The following is a 16,493-nucleotide window of genomic DNA, read 5'->3' as shown; positions in this document are numbered from 1 at the left end:
AGTAGACCTACCCTAAGCCGAAGTCTTCCACTCATAAAGTCTCCATGTCCCCCTCTGTTTCCGTCTGCCCTCTCGTCACAGGCTCCGGCATACACATGGACCACGTCTGGAGCGGCTTCACCGTCCGGCGATTGAGCGGGACTGGGGCTTGGAGTCACTTACTTCAACTAAAGCATATCGGCAGGAATTCCTGCCTGTTAGTTGACCTTTATGTACGAAATCCTAAAGATCAGGAGAACCCTCATGTTTTTAGTTATGGGAATTACGGGAAAAGTTGGCGGTGCAACGGCAAAACACCTGTTAGCACAAGGCAAAGAAGTGCGCGCGCTCGTCCGGAATCGTGAAAAAGCAGCAAAGTGGGCCGACGAAGGCGTGCAACTGGTGGACGGCGACTGGAATGATCCGGTAGCTATTGCGATGGCGCTTAAACATGTCGAAGGTGCATTTTTCATGCTGCCGCCTGTATGGGCGCCTTCGCCTGACTACACAGAAGCCAAGGCTGTCATTGCAAACTACCTCGATGCGCTTGCCCAGGCGGCACCGCCGCGGGTCGTCGCGCTCTCATCAATGGGTGCAAATAGAACCAGCGGGCTGGGGATAATCACGGCTCTGTCGCTTCTGGAACAAGGATTTCGCGATCTGAAATTGCCCACCGCCTATGTGCGTGCCGGTGCGTTTTTCGAGAACTTCCTCTACGGCCTGCATGTTGCCCAGGGCGGTACGCTCCCCGTCTACTACAACCCGACAGATCGGAAATCGACCATGGTCGCGACCAATGATATCGGTGCCGAGATTGCAGCACTTCTGACCGGGCCGGGATGGTTGAAGCATCGGATCATCGAACTCGGTTCGATGGTCAGCGCCGATGAAATAGCGGCCCAATGGGGTGAAGTCTTGAAGGTCGACGTCAAAGCTCTTCCTATCCCACGGGCCGACTGGTCGGCCGCGTTTGAGCAATTCGGCATTCCGAAGGGCCAAACAGGCCCGGCAGAAGCGATGTATGACGCCGTCAACTCGGGCTGTATGGACCTCGGGGTCGCGGGTACGGAGCATGTCCGAGGCGCGACCTCCGCTCGCGATGTCTTCTCGGCGGCCCAGCAGGCCGCTACGGCGTAGGTCCACGGGTCGACACATGTCTAAAATTTCTTGGCGCCAAGCCTTACCCTTAGCTCTTGCGGCGTTCTTCGTCGTGGGCTCACTGAGCAACATTTTCGCCCCGGAACCCATCTACGAGGAATATCTGAAATGGGGTTATCCGGGCTGGTTCCATTTCGTGACTGGATCGCTGGAACTCACTGCGGCCATTCTGCTTTTTCGGGCGTCGAGCCGCCTGTTAGGCTCGGCGCTCGGCTGCCTTGTCATGCTGGCCGCCCTCGCGACCGTCATCATCCACGGCGAATACGGGCACACTGTGCCACCACTGGTCGTAGCGACATTGTCACTTGTGGTCGTCTGGATAAGTTGGCGCAAACGGATGGCGCCAACCGAACCAAGCTAACGCAAGGATCTGCTTGTCGTGTCACTAGGTACGCGCATTGAACGATTCGTCGTACGAGACCACACCAGACGGCATGACTTCAGCGAAAGCAAGCGCTTGAAAGTATTCTGGTGGCACATCCGGCAGGACGAGACCCGGCTCAGTTCGAAAGCCAAAGCGACCGTAATAGGCAGGCTCGCCGAGAACGACGCAGCCGCCTGCTTGGCGTTCACGCAACGCACGTAGGGCGTCGAGGACGAGAAGCGAGCCGATGCCTCGACCTTGATGCGCCGGCACTACCGAAATGGGGCCAAGGCCATACCAGCCCAAAAATGCGCCGGAAATAGTCACTGGCGATATCGCCACATGACCGACCACATCCGCGCCAAGCTCTGCGACTAACGATATCGTCAACTTGCCAGTCTTGCGCAGTGCCTTGACGATGAACTGTTCGGTATGAGCCGTATGGCGCGCAGTGAGAAACGCAGCCGTTGTCACTGCGTCGATGGCATCTATATCAGTGGATCTCTCGTTTCTGATTTTGGGATTCATCACTTGCTCGGAGAAACCTCGGCATTCCTGCCGGGGAGGAAAGGGGGGCAGCCGTCAGGCTGCAGGATTGGTCTGATATGAGTCGATAGCTGGGTAAATACCCAGTTATTAGGTTTGGCGTCGATAACATCTCGGGCATGCAAACCAAACGTGCCTACCGATTCCGGTTCTATCCCACGCCCGAGCAAGCGATGACGCTGGCTCGCACGTTTGGTTGTGTGCGTATGGTCTATAACCACATGCTTAATCTTCGTTCGACGGCCTGGGCCCAGCGGCAAGAGCGTCTGGGATATCGCGCGACCTCGGCTGCACTGACGGCGCTGAAAAAGACGCCGGACTATGCCTGGTTGAACGAGGTCAGTAGTGTTCCTCTGCAACAAACGCTGCGCCATTTGCAAACGGCGTTCGTTAATTTCTTCGCGAAACGCACGGGATACGCGCGATTCAAACGCAAAGACGGCCCGCAATCGGCCGAATACACCGCCAGTGCCTTTCGCTGGGATGGCCGGTCGCTCAAATTGGCGAAGATGCGCGAGGCGCTCCCGATTCGTTGGTCCCGTCAAATTCCCAAGGCTGCGAAGGTCACCACCGTCACCGTCAGCAAAGACCCCGCAGGACGATACTTCGTCAGCCTGCTGTGTGACGACGTTGTGGTGCAGAAAACGCCCGCGTCGACTGGTGTCGGGATTGATCTGGGGCTGTCTCATTTTGCAACCCTCTCAACAGGAGAAAAAGTCGATGCGCCACAGGTCTTTCGACAACATGAAGCCAAGTTGGCCAAGCTCCAACGCCGCTTGGCCAGGAAACAACGCGGCTCGGCTCGCCGTGCCAAGGCCAAGCTGAAAGTGGCCAAACTGCATGCCAAGATCGCAGACACCCGCAGGGATTTCCTGCACCAGCTCTCCACCCGGTTGATCCACGAAAACCAAGTGATCGCCGTAGAAAGCTTGTCTGTGTCAGCCATGCGGAAAAACCGCTGCCTTGCTAAATCCATCGGCGATGCCGGGTGGGCGGAGTTCGTGAGACAGCTTGAATACAAAGCGCGTTGGGTTGGACGAGACGTCGTGCGCGTGGATCGCTGGTATCCCTCCACCAAGCGTTGCAGCCATTGCGGGCATGTCTTGGCCAAGTTGCCGTTGAGCGTGCGACGTTGGTCCTGCCCGGGATGCCGCACAGACCACGACCGTGACCTCAACGCAGCCCATAACGTATTAGCCGCCGGGCTGGCGGTGTTAGCCCATGGAGAAACGGTAAGACCTGAGTGCATGAGTGTTGATGCGCAACGGCTCGGTTCTGTGAAGTGGGAATCCCTTGCCTTCAGGCAAGGGAGCAGTCAATAACACTCCTCTGTGCGGACCTCCATACTACGCTCCCCCAACGCCGATATACCGCAATGTGACCGCTGCTACCCCAGCCAGGATAGCAACGCCGATGGCACTGGTTAGCGCCGCCGCGTTGAGTCCCGTCATGAAAGCGGCTTGCGCCTGCTCCAACACACCGGCAGGCAGTTCCTGCGACACCGATATGGCACCGGCCAGACTGTCCAATACCGCACGTTGAACGTCCTGTGCCATCGGGATATGGACTTGACCAGCCATCTTGATGCGATAGATGGCGCTTGTCAGGCTGCCCAACGTGGCAATGCCTACAGCCAATCCAAGCTCCTGTACCGTCTCCGACATGGCCGAGGCCGATCCCGCTTTTTCGGCCGGTGCGGCCCCCACCACCAAATCTGTTCCCAGCGCGGCAATCGTGCCCAAACCGAGATACACCAGAGAAAACGATGCCGTTACCAGTGCGATGCCGTGACGCGCGTGACCGAGTTGAGTCAACATCAGATAGCCCACTACAGATAGCCCCAGTGCTCCTGCGATCACATAGCCGGGTCGGATTCGTCTCGCAAGCAATGGCGCAGTAATACCTGCCACCAGCATGGCGAGTGCCGGGGGACCCATCCACAACCCCGCCGCCAACGGTGACAAGCCCGCTACCAGTTGCAGGTACTGGGTCACCAGCAGCATCGTTCCGCCAACACCGATCAGACCCACCAAAAGCACCACTAGGGCAACACTGAATGCCCGGCAACAGAACAGACTGAGGTCGACCAAAGGACTGCTCAATCGGCGTTGCCGCCGGATGAACAGCATCAAGAACGCTAGCCCACCCAAGATCACCAACGTGGCACCCGCCCCTATCCCATCCTTTGCGGACTGCTTGATGCCGTAAATGATCGGCAGCAAGGCCAGCAGCGACAGCGCGACACTGGGCAAATCCAATCGCCCTTGTTGCGGAGCACGGTACTCTGGCAGGAGAAACGGCGCAGCCATCAGCAACAGCGCGACGACCGGCAGTGCCACGAGAAATGCAGCCCCCCACCCGTAATGTTCAAGCAAGATGCCCCCCACCACGGGACCAGCCGCCATGCCCAGCGCAAACATCGTCGCCCACACCCCAATGGCCAACGCGCGTTGATGAGGATGAACAAACATGTTGCTGATCAGCGCCAGCGTCGATGGCATCAGCGTCGCGCCCGCCACACCCAGCACGGCACGCGCGGCAATCAGCATGGCGGCACTAGTCGAATAGGCCGCCATCACGGAGGCCACCCCAAAAGCGGCCGCGCCAATCATGAGCAACTTGCGCCGCCCAATGCGATCCCCCAGCGTTCCCATCGTGATGAGAAGGCCGGCAATCATGAAGCCATAGGCATCGACGATCCAGAGTGTCTGCGCACTCGTCGGGCGCAGATCGACGGCCAGCGCTGGCAACACCAAGTGCAACAGCGTCAGATCAAGCCCGAGCAGAATCGTCGGCAGCGCAAGCAGTGCCAGCGCGATCCATTCGCGAGCACCTGCGCGTCTCTCGCCCGCAGCACCATGCGTCTGAAGCCCTTCGGTAATAGGGGATAAATCGTCAAGTGTTGTCAAAGGTCGCCTCCCGGTTCGCTCGGGTTGGTTGCGGAAGGCACATTGTTGAGGCAATATCATCACATTACAATTTAAGTGTTTATCCTATTACTAATGGCAATAGCCGTGATAGCGCGAAGCCTCAGCCGCACCAAGAACGAGTTATCAGAGTTTCTGACTCGGCACCGCAAAAAACTGACGCCAGCCGATGTCGGCCTGCCCTCTCACGGATCGCGTCGAACGCCGGGCCTGAGAAGAGAAGAAGTCGCTGCACTGGCTGGCGTGGGACTCACCTGGTACACGTGGTTCGAGCAGGGACGGGACATTCAGGTGTCGGAGAAATTCCTGCTAAGTGTGGCCCATGCGCTCAAGCTCGATGACGCCGAATGCAGTCACTTGTTTCTTCTGGCTCACCAGCGGCCACCGCCACCGGAGGCCCATCACTTGGTATCGGTCAAGCCACTCGTCCAACAGTTGATGGATGATCTGGTCACAAGGCCCGCCTATGTGCTCAATTTGCGATGGGATGTCATTGCCTGGAATGCGGCGGCCGATGATTTGTTCGAGTTAACAGCACGAGAACCGCAGATACGCAACATCTTGCGCATGGTGTTTGCCGACCCCGACATGCGACGGCGCCTTCCTGCCTGGCGAGACGATGCGCCGAAATTGCTGGCGCAGTTCCGTTATGACTTCGCCGTGGCGCCGAACGATCCGTCCATGCTGGCATTGGTCGAAAACTTAAAGGAGCTGTCGGCCGACTTTCGGCGCTGGTGGCAGACACCGGATAGTGAGCAAGCTCGGCGCGGAATCGGATCTGTCATGACTGCCGATAAGGGCCGCCAGGATTTCCATCATGAAACACTGGTGGTCGATGAACACCGGCATCTCAGGATGGTGGTGTACTTCGTCGAACAGGCAAGTCACTGAATATCCTGAACCCGGACCAACGCGTGCGTGTGCGAGACGCACTCACAGCGCTGACCAGGTTCACGTTGGAGAGGTAAAGCATGGAAGCCGTTGACCCAAAACGCCTGAAAATCTGGCGAACGCTTTCAGAGCTGCGGCGCTCTTTTCTGTATTGTTACCCTCGTGGCCCCTTCGAGCAGAAGGATGCTTAGTTATTTGCTGCCGCTTGATTAGGAAATGATTGTTTCCTATAATGATGATATGAATCAAAAAACGGAAGTTCCTGTCGGCCCTGGTCGGCCTCGCGAGTTTGATACGGATGCAGCCCTGAACAAAGCAATCACTCGCTTTAGCGAGTATGGGTACCACGGCACCTCTATCTCGGACCTGAATGCATGCCTAGGGTTGACGTCGGGCAGCATCTACAAGGCATGGGGCGACAAGCGAGGGCTTTTTCTAGCAGCGCTTGATCGCTACATGACACAGCGCAGCGAGGCGATTGCTGCTTGCTTAGCGAGCGAGCGTTCCGGCAAGAAAAAAATCGAAACTTTACTCACTCAGTATGCCCTACTGAGTAGTGAGGGTACTGGTCGTACGGGATGCTTAGTCATCGAGAGTGCGGTTGAACTTTCTCTGGCCGACAACGAGATTTCCGATCTGATCGCTGCACAGCAGGCTAGGCAAGAAGAACAGCTCCTGCGTCTCATCGAAGAAGGACAGATGGACGGTTCCATTCGTACGAAGGTCAATGCCGCCAACATGGCGAAGCTCCTCCTGACACTTCAACAAGGTATGCGGATACTAGGGAAAACCGGATCAGAAACCAGCACTATGGTTGGAATGGTTGCCGAGTTAATGCGGCTGCTCTAAAAAATTTCACCAATTAGGAAACGTTCAATTCCATTTAAGGAGCAGTTATGAGTGTTCATTCAAGACAACCTGAGCATGTCGGTGCAGATTTCATGATGCGTACCGATTTCTGGCAACGATTTCGCCATGCGAGTACTCGGGTTGGTGACGTTAACCTTCACTACTTAGAGGGAGGCGAAGGCCCCCCCGTTCTGCTGATTCCGGGCTGGCCACAGAGCTGGTATGCATGGCGCTACGTGATGCCCCAGTTGGCTGACGCAGGTTATAGGGTCATTGCAGTCGATCCTCGGGGTATGGGGGAAAGTGACGCGCCAGTGGGTAGTTACGATATGGCCACAGTCTCCACTGAACTGCACCATTTTGCAGCGAAGATTGGGCTGTTCGAGAACGGACCAATCGACGTCGTCGGACACGACGTGGGCAGCTGGATCGCCTATGCATGGGCCGCTGACTGGCGCTCGGACATTCGTCGCGTCGCAATGTTTGACGCTCTAATACCCGGACTTTCAACCCCGCGCAGTGATCTGCCTGCCGAGGAGGCAAACCTGCGCAGTTGGCATTTTTCTTTCAACCAACTCGACGAACTTCCTCAGTTACTAATAGCCGGCCGCGAAGAGGTTTTTCTCACTTGGCTGTTTCGCGCGAAAGCACTTCAGCCCTGGACAATTACAGCCGAAGACATCGCGATCTACGCGCGTCAGCTTGCGGCTCCCGGTGCATTGCGAGCGGTGACTGGTTACTACCAGTCAGCACTTTCACCCACAGGAATTGCCGCAAACCGCCTTCGCGCTGAGAAGCGACTCGACATTCCAGTGCTGGCTGTAGGCGCAGAGCGAGGAGTCGGGGATCGTATCGTAGATGCATTGCAGTCTTTGGCGGAAGATGTGCAAGGTGACGTGATCTTGAACGCCGGACATTTCCTTCCAGAAGAAGCTTCAAATCACGTATCCGAGCTGCTGGTGGATTTTTTCGGCAAGCAGCAAGGGAAATAGCGATGTCTTGGTTCTTCTTTCTCCTCGCTATGACTGCCGGAGTAATGCTTCCCTTACAGGCGCTCGTCAATGCTCGCTTAGGACGCGCAATAGGAGGCCCTCTCTGGGCGGCAGCTCTCTCTGCATTGCTGGTGGCAGCGATACTCGCATGCGTCGCGCTCGCGTCCGGCAAAACATGGCCAAGACTATCGCAAATGACCGGTCTTCCTTGGTGGGCCTGGACCGGAGGGCTGTGCGGAGCTGTCGTGCTGTCTGCGACCACTGCCGTCGCTCCGCGCATAGGCGCTGCCAACATGATTGCGTTGGTCATGGCCGGGCAGGTGATCGCCGCTATGGCATTGGATCGACTTGGCTGGTTTGAGATGGCAGTACAACCCTTCAGCTTTCAGCGGACGACGGCAGCGGGTCTGCTTCTTGCCGGAGCAGTGTTAATGAGTGTTTAAAATTCCGCCAAGTCCGTTGGGAAATCTCTGCATAGCCCTCCCACGCATGTGCTTGCACATGCGTGCCTAGTTATTGTGTTGAACAACTCGGTTTGAACGCTTAGAAATGAGTCTGCTCAAGTTGCTTTAGGCAGTACAGGCGTTTCGAAGTCCCTATTGCCGGATTTTTCCAAATCAATCCTGGGTGATAATCAAAACCTCGCTTTTTAACGGAATCCATCAGTGACGACAGTTGCCTTCGTACCATTTCAGGATTTGGCCAAGACCTTGCTGGCTCATTCGAACGAGCCTAGTGGCGACGGATCCCATGACATCTCACATCTACAACGTGTCTGGAAGAACGCGGCGGCTATACATGCAGAGGAAGGCGGAGATGCCGAAGTGTTGTTTGCTGCAACGATACTCCACGACTGCGTATCGGTAGAGAAAAATTCACCATTGCGCGCGCATGCATCGCAACTATCAGCCGAAAAGGCTACTGAAATACTGACCACCCTCGATTGGCCGCAAACCAAGATTCAGGCAGTGGCGCATGCGGTGAAGACGCATAGTTTTTCCGCCGATCTCGTACCGACGACATTGGAGGCAAAAACGCTACAAGATGCTGATCGACTCGACGCGATCGGAATGTTAGGAGTGGCGCGATGCTTTTACGTCGCCGGCCGGATGGGCAGTGCTTTGTATAACCCGGCCGATCCACACGCATCGGAGCGGCCCCTTGATGACACGCGATACGCGATCGATCACTTCCGAACGAAGCTTTTAAAACTAGCGACGAATTTCCAAACGGCGACTGGCGCACGTATGGCCAAGATTCGGCATGACCGGTTGCAGCGATTTCTGGACGAATTCACAGACGAAATTTAATCCGCTGCGATAGCGGTCTCAATACCGCGCAATCTCTCCGTAAATTGCGACGACTTCTCGGCGCTATGTAACGTCGATTAAGAATATGCTGTAGGGGTTTGGTGGTGCGGAGTAGTGAGATAACAGCTCGCAGGCGATCACGACCCGAAGCGGACGATCAATAAAACAGCTGGCCGATTGATACGCGTTGGCTATGTGAGGTTTAAGCCACCATCCGACAGTAGGATCTCGCCCGTCAGGTAGTCTGAGGCGACCAGCATTGCAACAGCCTGCCCAATGTCTTCTGGGCTAGCCGCCCGACGCATGGGCGCCTGTTCTTTCCAAATTTGCTGTGCCTGCGTCCAGTCCGCTGTCATAGGCGTATCGACCAGGCCTGGTGCGACAGCGTTCACTCGGATATGCGGGGCAAGCGAAAGAGCAAGTAACCGGGTCACATGGTTTAACGCAGCCTTGGTCGCCGCGTAAGGAATGGACGCGCCCTTTGGTCTGACGCCAGCATGCGAACTAACATTAATGACGCAACCAGGCTTTCCTCGCGCAGCAGCATCACGGAGCGCAGATTCCGCATGCGCCACCAAACGAAATGGGGCAACGACATTTACTTCATGCAGTTCCTGCCACGCAGCTGGCGTGGCTGCCAACATATCAGCATGCGGGATTACGCGACTGACGCCAGCGTTATTGACCAACACGTCGAGCCGTCCCCACATGGCAATTGCTTCGCGGACGAGCCTCTGCCGGTCCGCCTCATTAGCCAGGTCGGCTTGCACATAAGCGGCCGTGGTTAACTCTCTGGCCAACGCATGTCCAGCATCGACTGAGCTGCGCGAATGCAAGATGATAGCGAATCCCTCGTTTGATAGCCGTCGAGCGATGGCGGCACCGATACCTGAAGTAGAACCGGTGACGAGAGCAACAGGACATGAGGACTTCATAGACGTATCGATATCAAGAGTAAAGGGCTATTCATCGTAGGCGTAGGACACAATTTGGCAGTTTAACTTGATGGCCGTTTTTGGCCGGGAGCCGTCAATCACCAAAGGCGGCTTGCGGCCAAAAACCGTCGTTGGCGTAATCAAGACGCAGACACTCAATGCAAAAGGTAAGCTGCGCCGGAGACGAAAGCGAGGGATCTTAGCTTCACCTTAACCATCCAGTTAGTGTGAAATCATCCATCATTCGTCTTGCCGCTAATGAGCGCAGCACCTACCTACCTGCTTTATATGCGCCAGAAATGCGGGACATTACGTGATCAAAGTTAAACGTTGAATCAAAGCGCGGTTCGAACGACCCTTGCTTGCCGTCAAAAACGTAGGTGGCACACATGCAGGTACCCTCAGGCTCCTCACAATCGTCGCAATTCGGATTACAGTATTCAATCATCTGGTCGATAGGATCCTCCCAGTAATCATAAGAGGGCATACTTTCGTCATGCGCGATGTGAATGTTTCCGCGCGCAAAATCCAGGACCTCGGAGTTATCATCGAAATTCCATCCTGAAAGTGCACGAATTGCCGGACGGAGGATCGACCGAGCATAGTCGAATCTATATCCATCAAGGAAACAAAGTACCCGCCCATCTTCTGGAGCAAGGCATTTGAATGAAATTGAACCGTATTGATCGACTATGTTCTTGTATCTCTTCTCGTCGAGTTGCACATGCTTGAGCGAGTTATTAATGGCGTCAATAAGTTCAAACTTCCTGTCGCGAAAGCGGGCTCCAGCTACTCCAAAGTGTTGGTCGAACTCTTTTACGAAGGCAGCGCGCCCTTCATTTAAGCCATCGGCTTTTCGGATTGCATGTATATAGTCAACGGCATGGGCGACAAATAGGTTTACTCCAAAGGCATCGTGCAAAGTAATAGAGTTATTGTTTATTTTGCTCAAGAATTCGGAGGCTACTGGGTGGAGTATACGCTCCATGTAAGCGCGGTAATTGCTGCATGCTTCCGTGAGTGTCGAGTTCATATATCTGAGTATCAAGCCTAATGTTGGCGGCGCGGGGCGGTATTGCGCCGGAGGCGGCCGCTGATTAGGCCTGTGAGCGAATTCGTTTAAGCACTATAGCCCACCCTCCGAGCAGGCTTATGCGCAATGAGTACGCATGTTTGTGAAATCGGCTTGTAGCTAGACTGAATGACTGCTTTAGGGCTTGCATCTGGATGGCGGCAATGGGTCGGAAACGATCTTCCAGCACCGACGGCTTCCAGCCAGAAACGGACGCTGTCCCTATGGCCAGAATATGACGTGGATTACCTTAGTCGTTACGATGCCCACTCCTTGAACCTGAGGGACGACATGCAGGCGCTTACCTATCGCATCACTAAACATACAATTCCCGGCTGGGTTCCCTTTCATCACAAGGAGCCTCGAGGAATCGCATATGAAACTGACACGCATTTCGTCCATTTCTTCGGCAAGGATAAAGGCTTGTGGGTAGTATCGACCGGCCTTACCGTCACTCAGGCCAAGTCAGGTACTCTCGGCGAATGGATAGATAGAACTTTTGGTGCGATTGACGTTGAGCCAATACATTGTGACGTCGGTCACACGGTCCACGGCGTTTGGCGACCAGGTTTGTACTACTCTGATGAAATCTTGCAGGGTCTGTCGGCAACCGTATACGATCTTCGCGTGGCAGAGCAGGCCCTTTTGCTGCTGATTCAACGACTGGATGAATTGCTCCACTTCGTTGAACCCTCGTCGAGCACGCTACAAACACATAGTCATAAAGCTCGAGAACTTCTGATCCTTGCATGCACAGAAGTGGAAAACGCATGGATGGAATATCTGCGGATTGCAAATGTTGCAACGCCCGCACGAGGGGATTTCAGAACGAATGATTACGTGAAACTGTTGGGACCGCTTCATCTTACCGAATACCAAATTTCGCTGCCACGATATGCAGCCGTAGCAGCGATATGCCCGTTCGATAGTTGGTCAGCAACGGCGCCGACAAAGTCTCTACCGTGGTACGACGCATACAACAAAACCAAACATGACCGGCGATCAAATTTCGCCGACGCGACTTTGTGGAACTGTCTACAAGCGGTAGCTGCGAATTTAGTGCTATTCAGCGTACGGTTTGGCCCGTTTCCTCTTTTTCACGGAGGCGGCACACTTGCGGCGTACTGCAACCAGCTATTCACGATCGAACTGAGAAACTGCTTGCCCTCATCTTTTTACGCACCCAAATTGAATCTTCCCTCTAATCAGCGCGAAGATCTCATCTGCTTCGGATCGCAGGAGCTGATAGAGCAGCGCATCGTTGATCCGTTGACGCTTTAAGCCAGTTATTCATTCGGGGGGAGAGGGGCTCGACCGGCCACAACGGGTCGAATGCCACCATCTATCCAGTATCACCTTTCGGCCATGAGCAGACGTAGACTCTCAGAAATTTCGAAAGAAAGATTCCGTAAATCCGTGCCCGCCAGCATGTCAATCTCGACCGGCAGTCGTGAACGAAATCAAGGCATCGGCCATTATGTTGCTCCAAGAATTTCCGTCTAATGGCGTCTTGATATCCAAATTAGCCAACTGAAACTGAAGTGCTACGGTCGTCAACGCGCAGATAAAACCATCTTGGGCCACGCCCGCTATATCAAAGCATCGAAATAGCCGGTCCACAGAGGGCGGGTGTGACTCTACTCTGCTATCTTTTCCTTGCGGTTCTTCCAAGAACTGTAGGGAGAGCAGCGCCACCGCCATGCCTAATTGCCGCTTCAAAAGAACGTCGTCATTTAGATTTTCGGAAAATATCCTCTTTGTTGCCTCGTCGTCCGCCGCTGTCTCCTCTTGAACGGAATAGGTAGTTTCGATCCCATGTCCCAGGCGGATGTGAGCAATTTCATGATGAATAATCCAGGCAATCGCGGACAAAAAAATCTGGTTAACTGAGTACGCTATGTCGGACTGAGCAGGATTTTTCTCTGGCTTCGGAAATTCCTCAGGCCATGGAGAGCCGCCGCCCTGGCGCATCCGGGCATGCGACCAATTCAACATATCTACCGCCTGAGATACTTGCGGAGAAGTGCGCAAGTCAATCGTTTCTTTCCCACCTGACTGGGCGCCCTGATATTCCTCAACAAGCGCCAAAACTAGAAATGAAAAACACCAGAGATATTCCATCGCAAAAACAGGAAGAGTTGCCTCTTTGGTGTCTATATCAACTCTAATGGTGCATCCGGAATCCGCAGATAGAACTAGGCCAAATTCCGCGACCCGTGGATCGTTTGCCAACTCCGTAGCCTTTTCCGGTGCAATTGCGAATGCGGCGCTAGCGATGGCGTCGTCGAGAAGAGCAATGGGAGAATATACTGGCTTAGTCATGCGTGTGATAAGAAAGTTATTGAAAGATGCAGCTCTTTATCGATTTAAAACAAAGCTCCCGGAATTTTATGCTGGCGCCAATTTAACTTAAGGCAGATAGGGGGCTGGTCATTACGTTCATGATTATCTCGCAAGCGGGAGCTAAGGTGAGTGCGCTCGATGATCCTCTGACCGAATCGCGCGGCACAGGCCATTGGAAATGACAGCTATGGGTCGATAGCTCGCCTTCATCAGCACCGGCTTCCCGCCAGCAACAGCCAGTGAGGTCGAGTGAAGGCAGAGCCATCAACGTTTGAGCTGTGCCGGGTTTCGCGATTTGACATTGAACCTCATCAAGTTTCTGCTTGGCTTAGCGAACATCGGCCGTGTAGCCAGGCAGATTCTTCCGATAGTTGCGTATGAGCTCGACTACACGCTCGACGGATAGCAGATAATCCTGTGCGGATTCAGGGGTGGGGATGACGTTGGCATGCGCCACTTGATTTCGCAGCTGTCGAAGACTCTGTATCAGTTGCCTGGTTCTGACTGGAAGCACGTCCGAACTCAGGATTGAGTTATAGACCTTTTGTTGACTCTCGAGTGGATCGACCACAAGTCCAGTCTGCCGCCCAAGCTTGTGCAGTTCTCCATCCAGTGTTGACCAACCTTCGATGATCGTTGCTGTTGGCTCAGATCTTGCCGTAAGCCACTTCGCCGCTGGGTCCTCAACGCTTGGTTTGGCTCCAGTTTGAGGGATCTCTGGGGTGGATTGCTTAGGGGCCAGATCAACCGTACTTTCGAGCACATGCTTTGTTGCTATCTCAAATTCCGCTTCCAATGGACCGGCTTTCACCTTGCGTAGCAATGGGATAAGGTGAAGTAGCTTCTTACGGAAGATGAGGCCAAGGAGAACACCCGCTACTGGCCATGCTAAAGAGTCGACTACCTTGCTGACGAACGTGAGCCAATCCATGATTCTCCACTTTACCGACAGTGTGTGATGTAGGCCTAATATCAAAGTGAGCTACGCCTAAAGCTAGACAAGCAGAGCGCTATGACGTCCCCGATCGACTTTTTAAATCTTATCGGCATGCCTCTTTCGAAGGTCGCCGACTCGGGTCATTCGGATGAGCTTAACAATGTCGGGATTTGGTGATAGCGCTTCTGCAATCTCAAATGCATCGCGCATCCCCGAAAACCCCTCTTGGTTTGCGGTCACTGTGTCTAGCGACTCGAACGTGCCGAATGTTCCCGACATCCCGCGCTCAGCCCATTTCGTCTGCGCTGTGAATGTGATCCAGTTCGGCAGTTTGTCTTGGAACATAGTCAGATCGAGGAAAAGGTTTGGGCCCTTGAAGCCTTTCTTCGCCCCCCCAGAATCCGCCAGATAGGCTTTAGTCATAGCGTAATTATGTTGGAGTTCGGGAGTTGAATCCGCATGATGCCGCACCTTAAGCGCGTGGTTAATTGCTTGCTCGGAGTCCATCGAGCCATCAGCAAGCTTCTCTTTGATTCTTTTGCCCTCACCACTTTGCAGGCGCGACGCGAAGCTGATGTTACGTCGAACACGGAAGCCAACGGCTAGAACTGCGCGAGCTCCGGGATACCCCGCCGAACGATCAACATCGTTGACTTCACGATGCAGGGCAATAGCGCGCTTAAGAAAGTCGAACGTGACTCCACTACTCCGCGGCGACATATCCCGAAAGACTATCGCTCCATCATTCATGACGAACGTCGGAAAGTGCCTGTTGGAGTGTTTCGTGATCAGGCGCTGGAACTCCACAATACGCGCAAGCGCGGCTTCGGACCGCTCGGAAGTCGGATCCCACTGTGCCGCTTCGAGAATGGAGCCATAACCTAGCAGATCAATCCAAAGTGACGCAGCAACTTCGATCTTTCGCTTTTCGCCCCTCGGTGCCTTCGCCATATGGAATATGAAACTTTAAGTAACGGAACGCACTATAACCCGAAAGGAGGCGGGGGTTAGATTCTCTAACGGCGTGGTTCTGTCAAGGCGCAAGCGGCGGCAAATCATTGACTATTTTGAGAACTAGCCCCCATCGTCAGCTTTGGGTCGAAAGCAGTCTTTCGCGACTGTCTGAATTCGACCCTCAAGAGACGTTCTGTTTATCTGACGGCTCCTTGATAACTGAATCTGAAGGTTCACTCTTAGATTTCTGCTGTTGCGATGCCATCACTTTTTTTGCTAGCTGCATATTGTCTTTAAATCGTTCGAACGACTGCCAAGCCAATTCAAGCTCTTTCTCTGTACTACATCTCGCCAGCTGGTTAGTCACTTCGACGATCGCTTCTAAGCACTGATCGTGTGGGGTCAGCAAGATTGATGCGATGTGATCTCGAACCGATTTTGACCTAGGTGTTTTCATTGCTTCTGCCATGGCCTCTGCTGTCCGCAATCCGGTGACGATGGTCATGATCCTCATGACGAGGCCGGAGTCCGGTATATCGAAAACTGGCAATGCAGTCAGCATCGCCCGTGCCTCTTGCAAATGGGTTTTTTCTAGTTCCCAAGTAATGTGATCGCCATATACCTTTCCTGCGACAGTGTGACAGCGCTGAGCTATCTCCATGAATAGAGCTCTCATGGCATACATTTTCCGTTGAAAGGAGAGGCGCTCTCTTTCTGCGGCACGTCGGATTTCATTTTGGCGCTGATATTGAACGACGCCAACCGCAGCCAAAATTGCGCCAATACTTCCTATCGCCTGTATCCACGCAGCCCATTGTTCCGCGTTAAGGCCGACATGGACGCCGACCGCAAAGAATCCAATGGATATGACACTAAACACGGCTATCGAAACGGCGGTTCGTTTTTCCACTGATTCCTCGATATTGCGAAGATGCTGATTACTCGCCTTCCGGCAGTAGGTGAGGAGTTCGCCACAATGCTTTGCAACTGCGCCCTATTGTTACCGATCTAGGGCCATCCATCTAAAGTCCGATTTGGCCGATTGCAGCCCGAGGCGGCTGCTCGCTAAAACCGACATAATGAGCAAACCACACTGAACAACACAACCCGACCGAACCCCAAGATGAAAAAACCCTCCGACTCACCAGAGGGTATATCAGCAAAATAAAATCAAAACCCACAGCTAAAAGGCATGCCACCGCTGCGAGTTCGTGTCGGGGGCTTCAGGGGCTTGGC

The 16,493-nt window shown here is 54.2% G+C and carries 17 protein-coding genes; 9 read left to right on the top strand and 8 right to left on the bottom strand.

Annotated features, from left to right (window positions below; translation table 11 throughout):
* Positions 1–243 precede the first annotated feature (243 nt).
* Together ACNAZS_RS00085 and ACNAZS_RS00080 are read left to right on the top strand one after the other, a co-directional pair.
* Positions 244–1,116: an NmrA family NAD(P)-binding protein gene (locus tag ACNAZS_RS00085; protein ID WP_415784928.1), complete on the top strand. Its 873-nt coding sequence runs from the start codon at positions 244–246 to the stop codon at positions 1,114–1,116.
* A gap of 16 nt (positions 1,117–1,132) precedes the next feature.
* Positions 1,133–1,498 carry a DoxX family protein gene (locus tag ACNAZS_RS00080; protein ID WP_415784926.1) on the top strand — a complete coding sequence of 122 codons (366 nt, stop codon included), beginning with the start codon at positions 1,133–1,135 and terminating at the stop codon, positions 1,496–1,498.
* A 24-nt stretch (positions 1,499–1,522) separates the two neighbouring features.
* Here the strand turns inward: ACNAZS_RS00080 and ACNAZS_RS00075 are convergent, their stop codons facing one another.
* Positions 1,523–2,029 (bottom strand): GNAT family N-acetyltransferase, encoded by a 507-nt coding sequence (locus ACNAZS_RS00075; RefSeq protein ID WP_415784924.1) that lies wholly within the window; start codon positions 2,027–2,029, stop codon positions 1,523–1,525.
* A gap of 137 nt (positions 2,030–2,166) precedes the next feature.
* Between ACNAZS_RS00075 and ACNAZS_RS00070 the strand changes: the two genes are divergently transcribed.
* Positions 2,167–3,369, top strand: coding sequence for an RNA-guided endonuclease InsQ/TnpB family protein (locus ACNAZS_RS00070; protein ID WP_415784922.1), 1,203 nt, complete (start codon positions 2,167–2,169; stop codon positions 3,367–3,369).
* Positions 3,370–3,393: 24 nt separating this feature from the next.
* Here the strand turns inward: ACNAZS_RS00070 and ACNAZS_RS00065 are convergent, their stop codons facing one another.
* Positions 3,394–5,016 (bottom strand): MFS transporter, encoded by a 1,623-nt coding sequence (locus tag ACNAZS_RS00065; protein ID WP_462935897.1) that lies wholly within the window; start codon positions 5,014–5,016, stop codon positions 3,394–3,396.
* 45 nt (positions 5,017–5,061) lie between these two features.
* On the opposite strand from ACNAZS_RS00065, the gene ACNAZS_RS00060 reads away from it, so the two are divergent.
* The 5 genes from ACNAZS_RS00060 (at position 5,062) to ACNAZS_RS00040 (ending at position 9,016) form a co-directional block, all read left to right on the top strand.
* On the top strand, positions 5,062–5,865 hold the full coding sequence (locus ACNAZS_RS00060) for a helix-turn-helix transcriptional regulator (RefSeq protein WP_415784918.1): 804 nt from the start codon (positions 5,062–5,064) through the stop codon (positions 5,863–5,865).
* Between the two features lie 216 nt (positions 5,866–6,081).
* The gene (locus tag ACNAZS_RS00055) at positions 6,082–6,714 is read left to right on the top strand and encodes a TetR/AcrR family transcriptional regulator (RefSeq protein WP_415784916.1); all 633 of its coding nucleotides are present in this window, start codon (positions 6,082–6,084) and stop codon (positions 6,712–6,714) included.
* Between the two features lie 47 nt (positions 6,715–6,761).
* A complete protein-coding gene (locus tag ACNAZS_RS00050; protein ID WP_415784914.1) occupies positions 6,762–7,706 on the top strand; it encodes an alpha/beta fold hydrolase in 945 nt (314 codons plus the stop codon).
* 2 nt (positions 7,707–7,708) lie between these two features.
* Positions 7,709–8,149, top strand: coding sequence for a DMT family transporter (locus ACNAZS_RS00045; RefSeq protein WP_415784912.1), 441 nt, complete (start codon positions 7,709–7,711; stop codon positions 8,147–8,149).
* Positions 8,150–8,371: 222 nt separating this feature from the next.
* The gene (locus ACNAZS_RS00040; RefSeq protein WP_415784910.1) at positions 8,372–9,016 is read left to right on the top strand and encodes an HD domain-containing protein; all 645 of its coding nucleotides are present in this window, start codon (positions 8,372–8,374) and stop codon (positions 9,014–9,016) included.
* Positions 9,017–9,207: 191 nt separating this feature from the next.
* Here the strand turns inward: ACNAZS_RS00040 and ACNAZS_RS00035 are convergent, their stop codons facing one another.
* Both ACNAZS_RS00035 and ACNAZS_RS00030 read right to left on the bottom strand, forming a co-directional pair.
* Positions 9,208–9,951, bottom strand: a complete 744-nt coding sequence (locus tag ACNAZS_RS00035) for an SDR family NAD(P)-dependent oxidoreductase (protein WP_415784908.1) — start codon at positions 9,949–9,951, stop codon at positions 9,208–9,210.
* A 271-nt stretch (positions 9,952–10,222) separates the two neighbouring features.
* The gene (locus tag ACNAZS_RS00030; RefSeq protein ID WP_415784906.1) at positions 10,223–10,984 is read right to left on the bottom strand and encodes a hypothetical protein; all 762 of its coding nucleotides are present in this window, start codon (positions 10,982–10,984) and stop codon (positions 10,223–10,225) included.
* 168 nt (positions 10,985–11,152) lie between these two features.
* Here ACNAZS_RS00030 and ACNAZS_RS00025 point away from each other — a divergent pair, with 168 nt between their 5' ends.
* On the top strand, positions 11,153–12,304 hold the full coding sequence (locus ACNAZS_RS00025; protein WP_415784904.1) for a hypothetical protein: 1,152 nt from the start codon (positions 11,153–11,155) through the stop codon (positions 12,302–12,304).
* A 150-nt stretch (positions 12,305–12,454) separates the two neighbouring features.
* On the opposite strand, the gene ACNAZS_RS00020 is transcribed toward ACNAZS_RS00025, so the two are convergent.
* The 4 genes from ACNAZS_RS00020 to ACNAZS_RS00005 all read right to left on the bottom strand — a co-directional run bounded on the left by ACNAZS_RS00020 (position 12,455) and on the right by ACNAZS_RS00005 (position 16,167).
* Entirely contained in the window at positions 12,455–13,345 is an 891-nt protein-coding gene (locus tag ACNAZS_RS00020) for a phage exclusion protein Lit family protein (RefSeq protein ID WP_415784902.1), read from the bottom strand.
* Positions 13,346–13,694: 349 nt separating this feature from the next.
* Positions 13,695–14,297, bottom strand: a complete 603-nt coding sequence (locus ACNAZS_RS00015) for a hypothetical protein (protein WP_415784900.1) — start codon at positions 14,295–14,297, stop codon at positions 13,695–13,697.
* Between the two features lie 102 nt (positions 14,298–14,399).
* On the bottom strand, positions 14,400–15,254 hold the full coding sequence (locus ACNAZS_RS00010) for a hypothetical protein (RefSeq protein WP_415784898.1): 855 nt from the start codon (positions 15,252–15,254) through the stop codon (positions 14,400–14,402).
* A gap of 184 nt (positions 15,255–15,438) precedes the next feature.
* A complete protein-coding gene (locus tag ACNAZS_RS00005; protein WP_415784896.1) occupies positions 15,439–16,167 on the bottom strand; it encodes a hypothetical protein in 729 nt (242 codons plus the stop codon).
* Positions 16,168–16,493 lie beyond the last annotated feature (326 nt).

This window comes from Bordetella tumulicola (assembly GCF_965138755.1).
Lineage (GTDB): Bacteria > Pseudomonadota > Gammaproteobacteria > Burkholderiales > Burkholderiaceae_B > Bordetella_A > Bordetella_A tumulicola.
The sequence above is the reverse complement of the archived record's forward strand: the minus strand, read 5'-3'. Positions and strand labels throughout refer to the sequence as shown.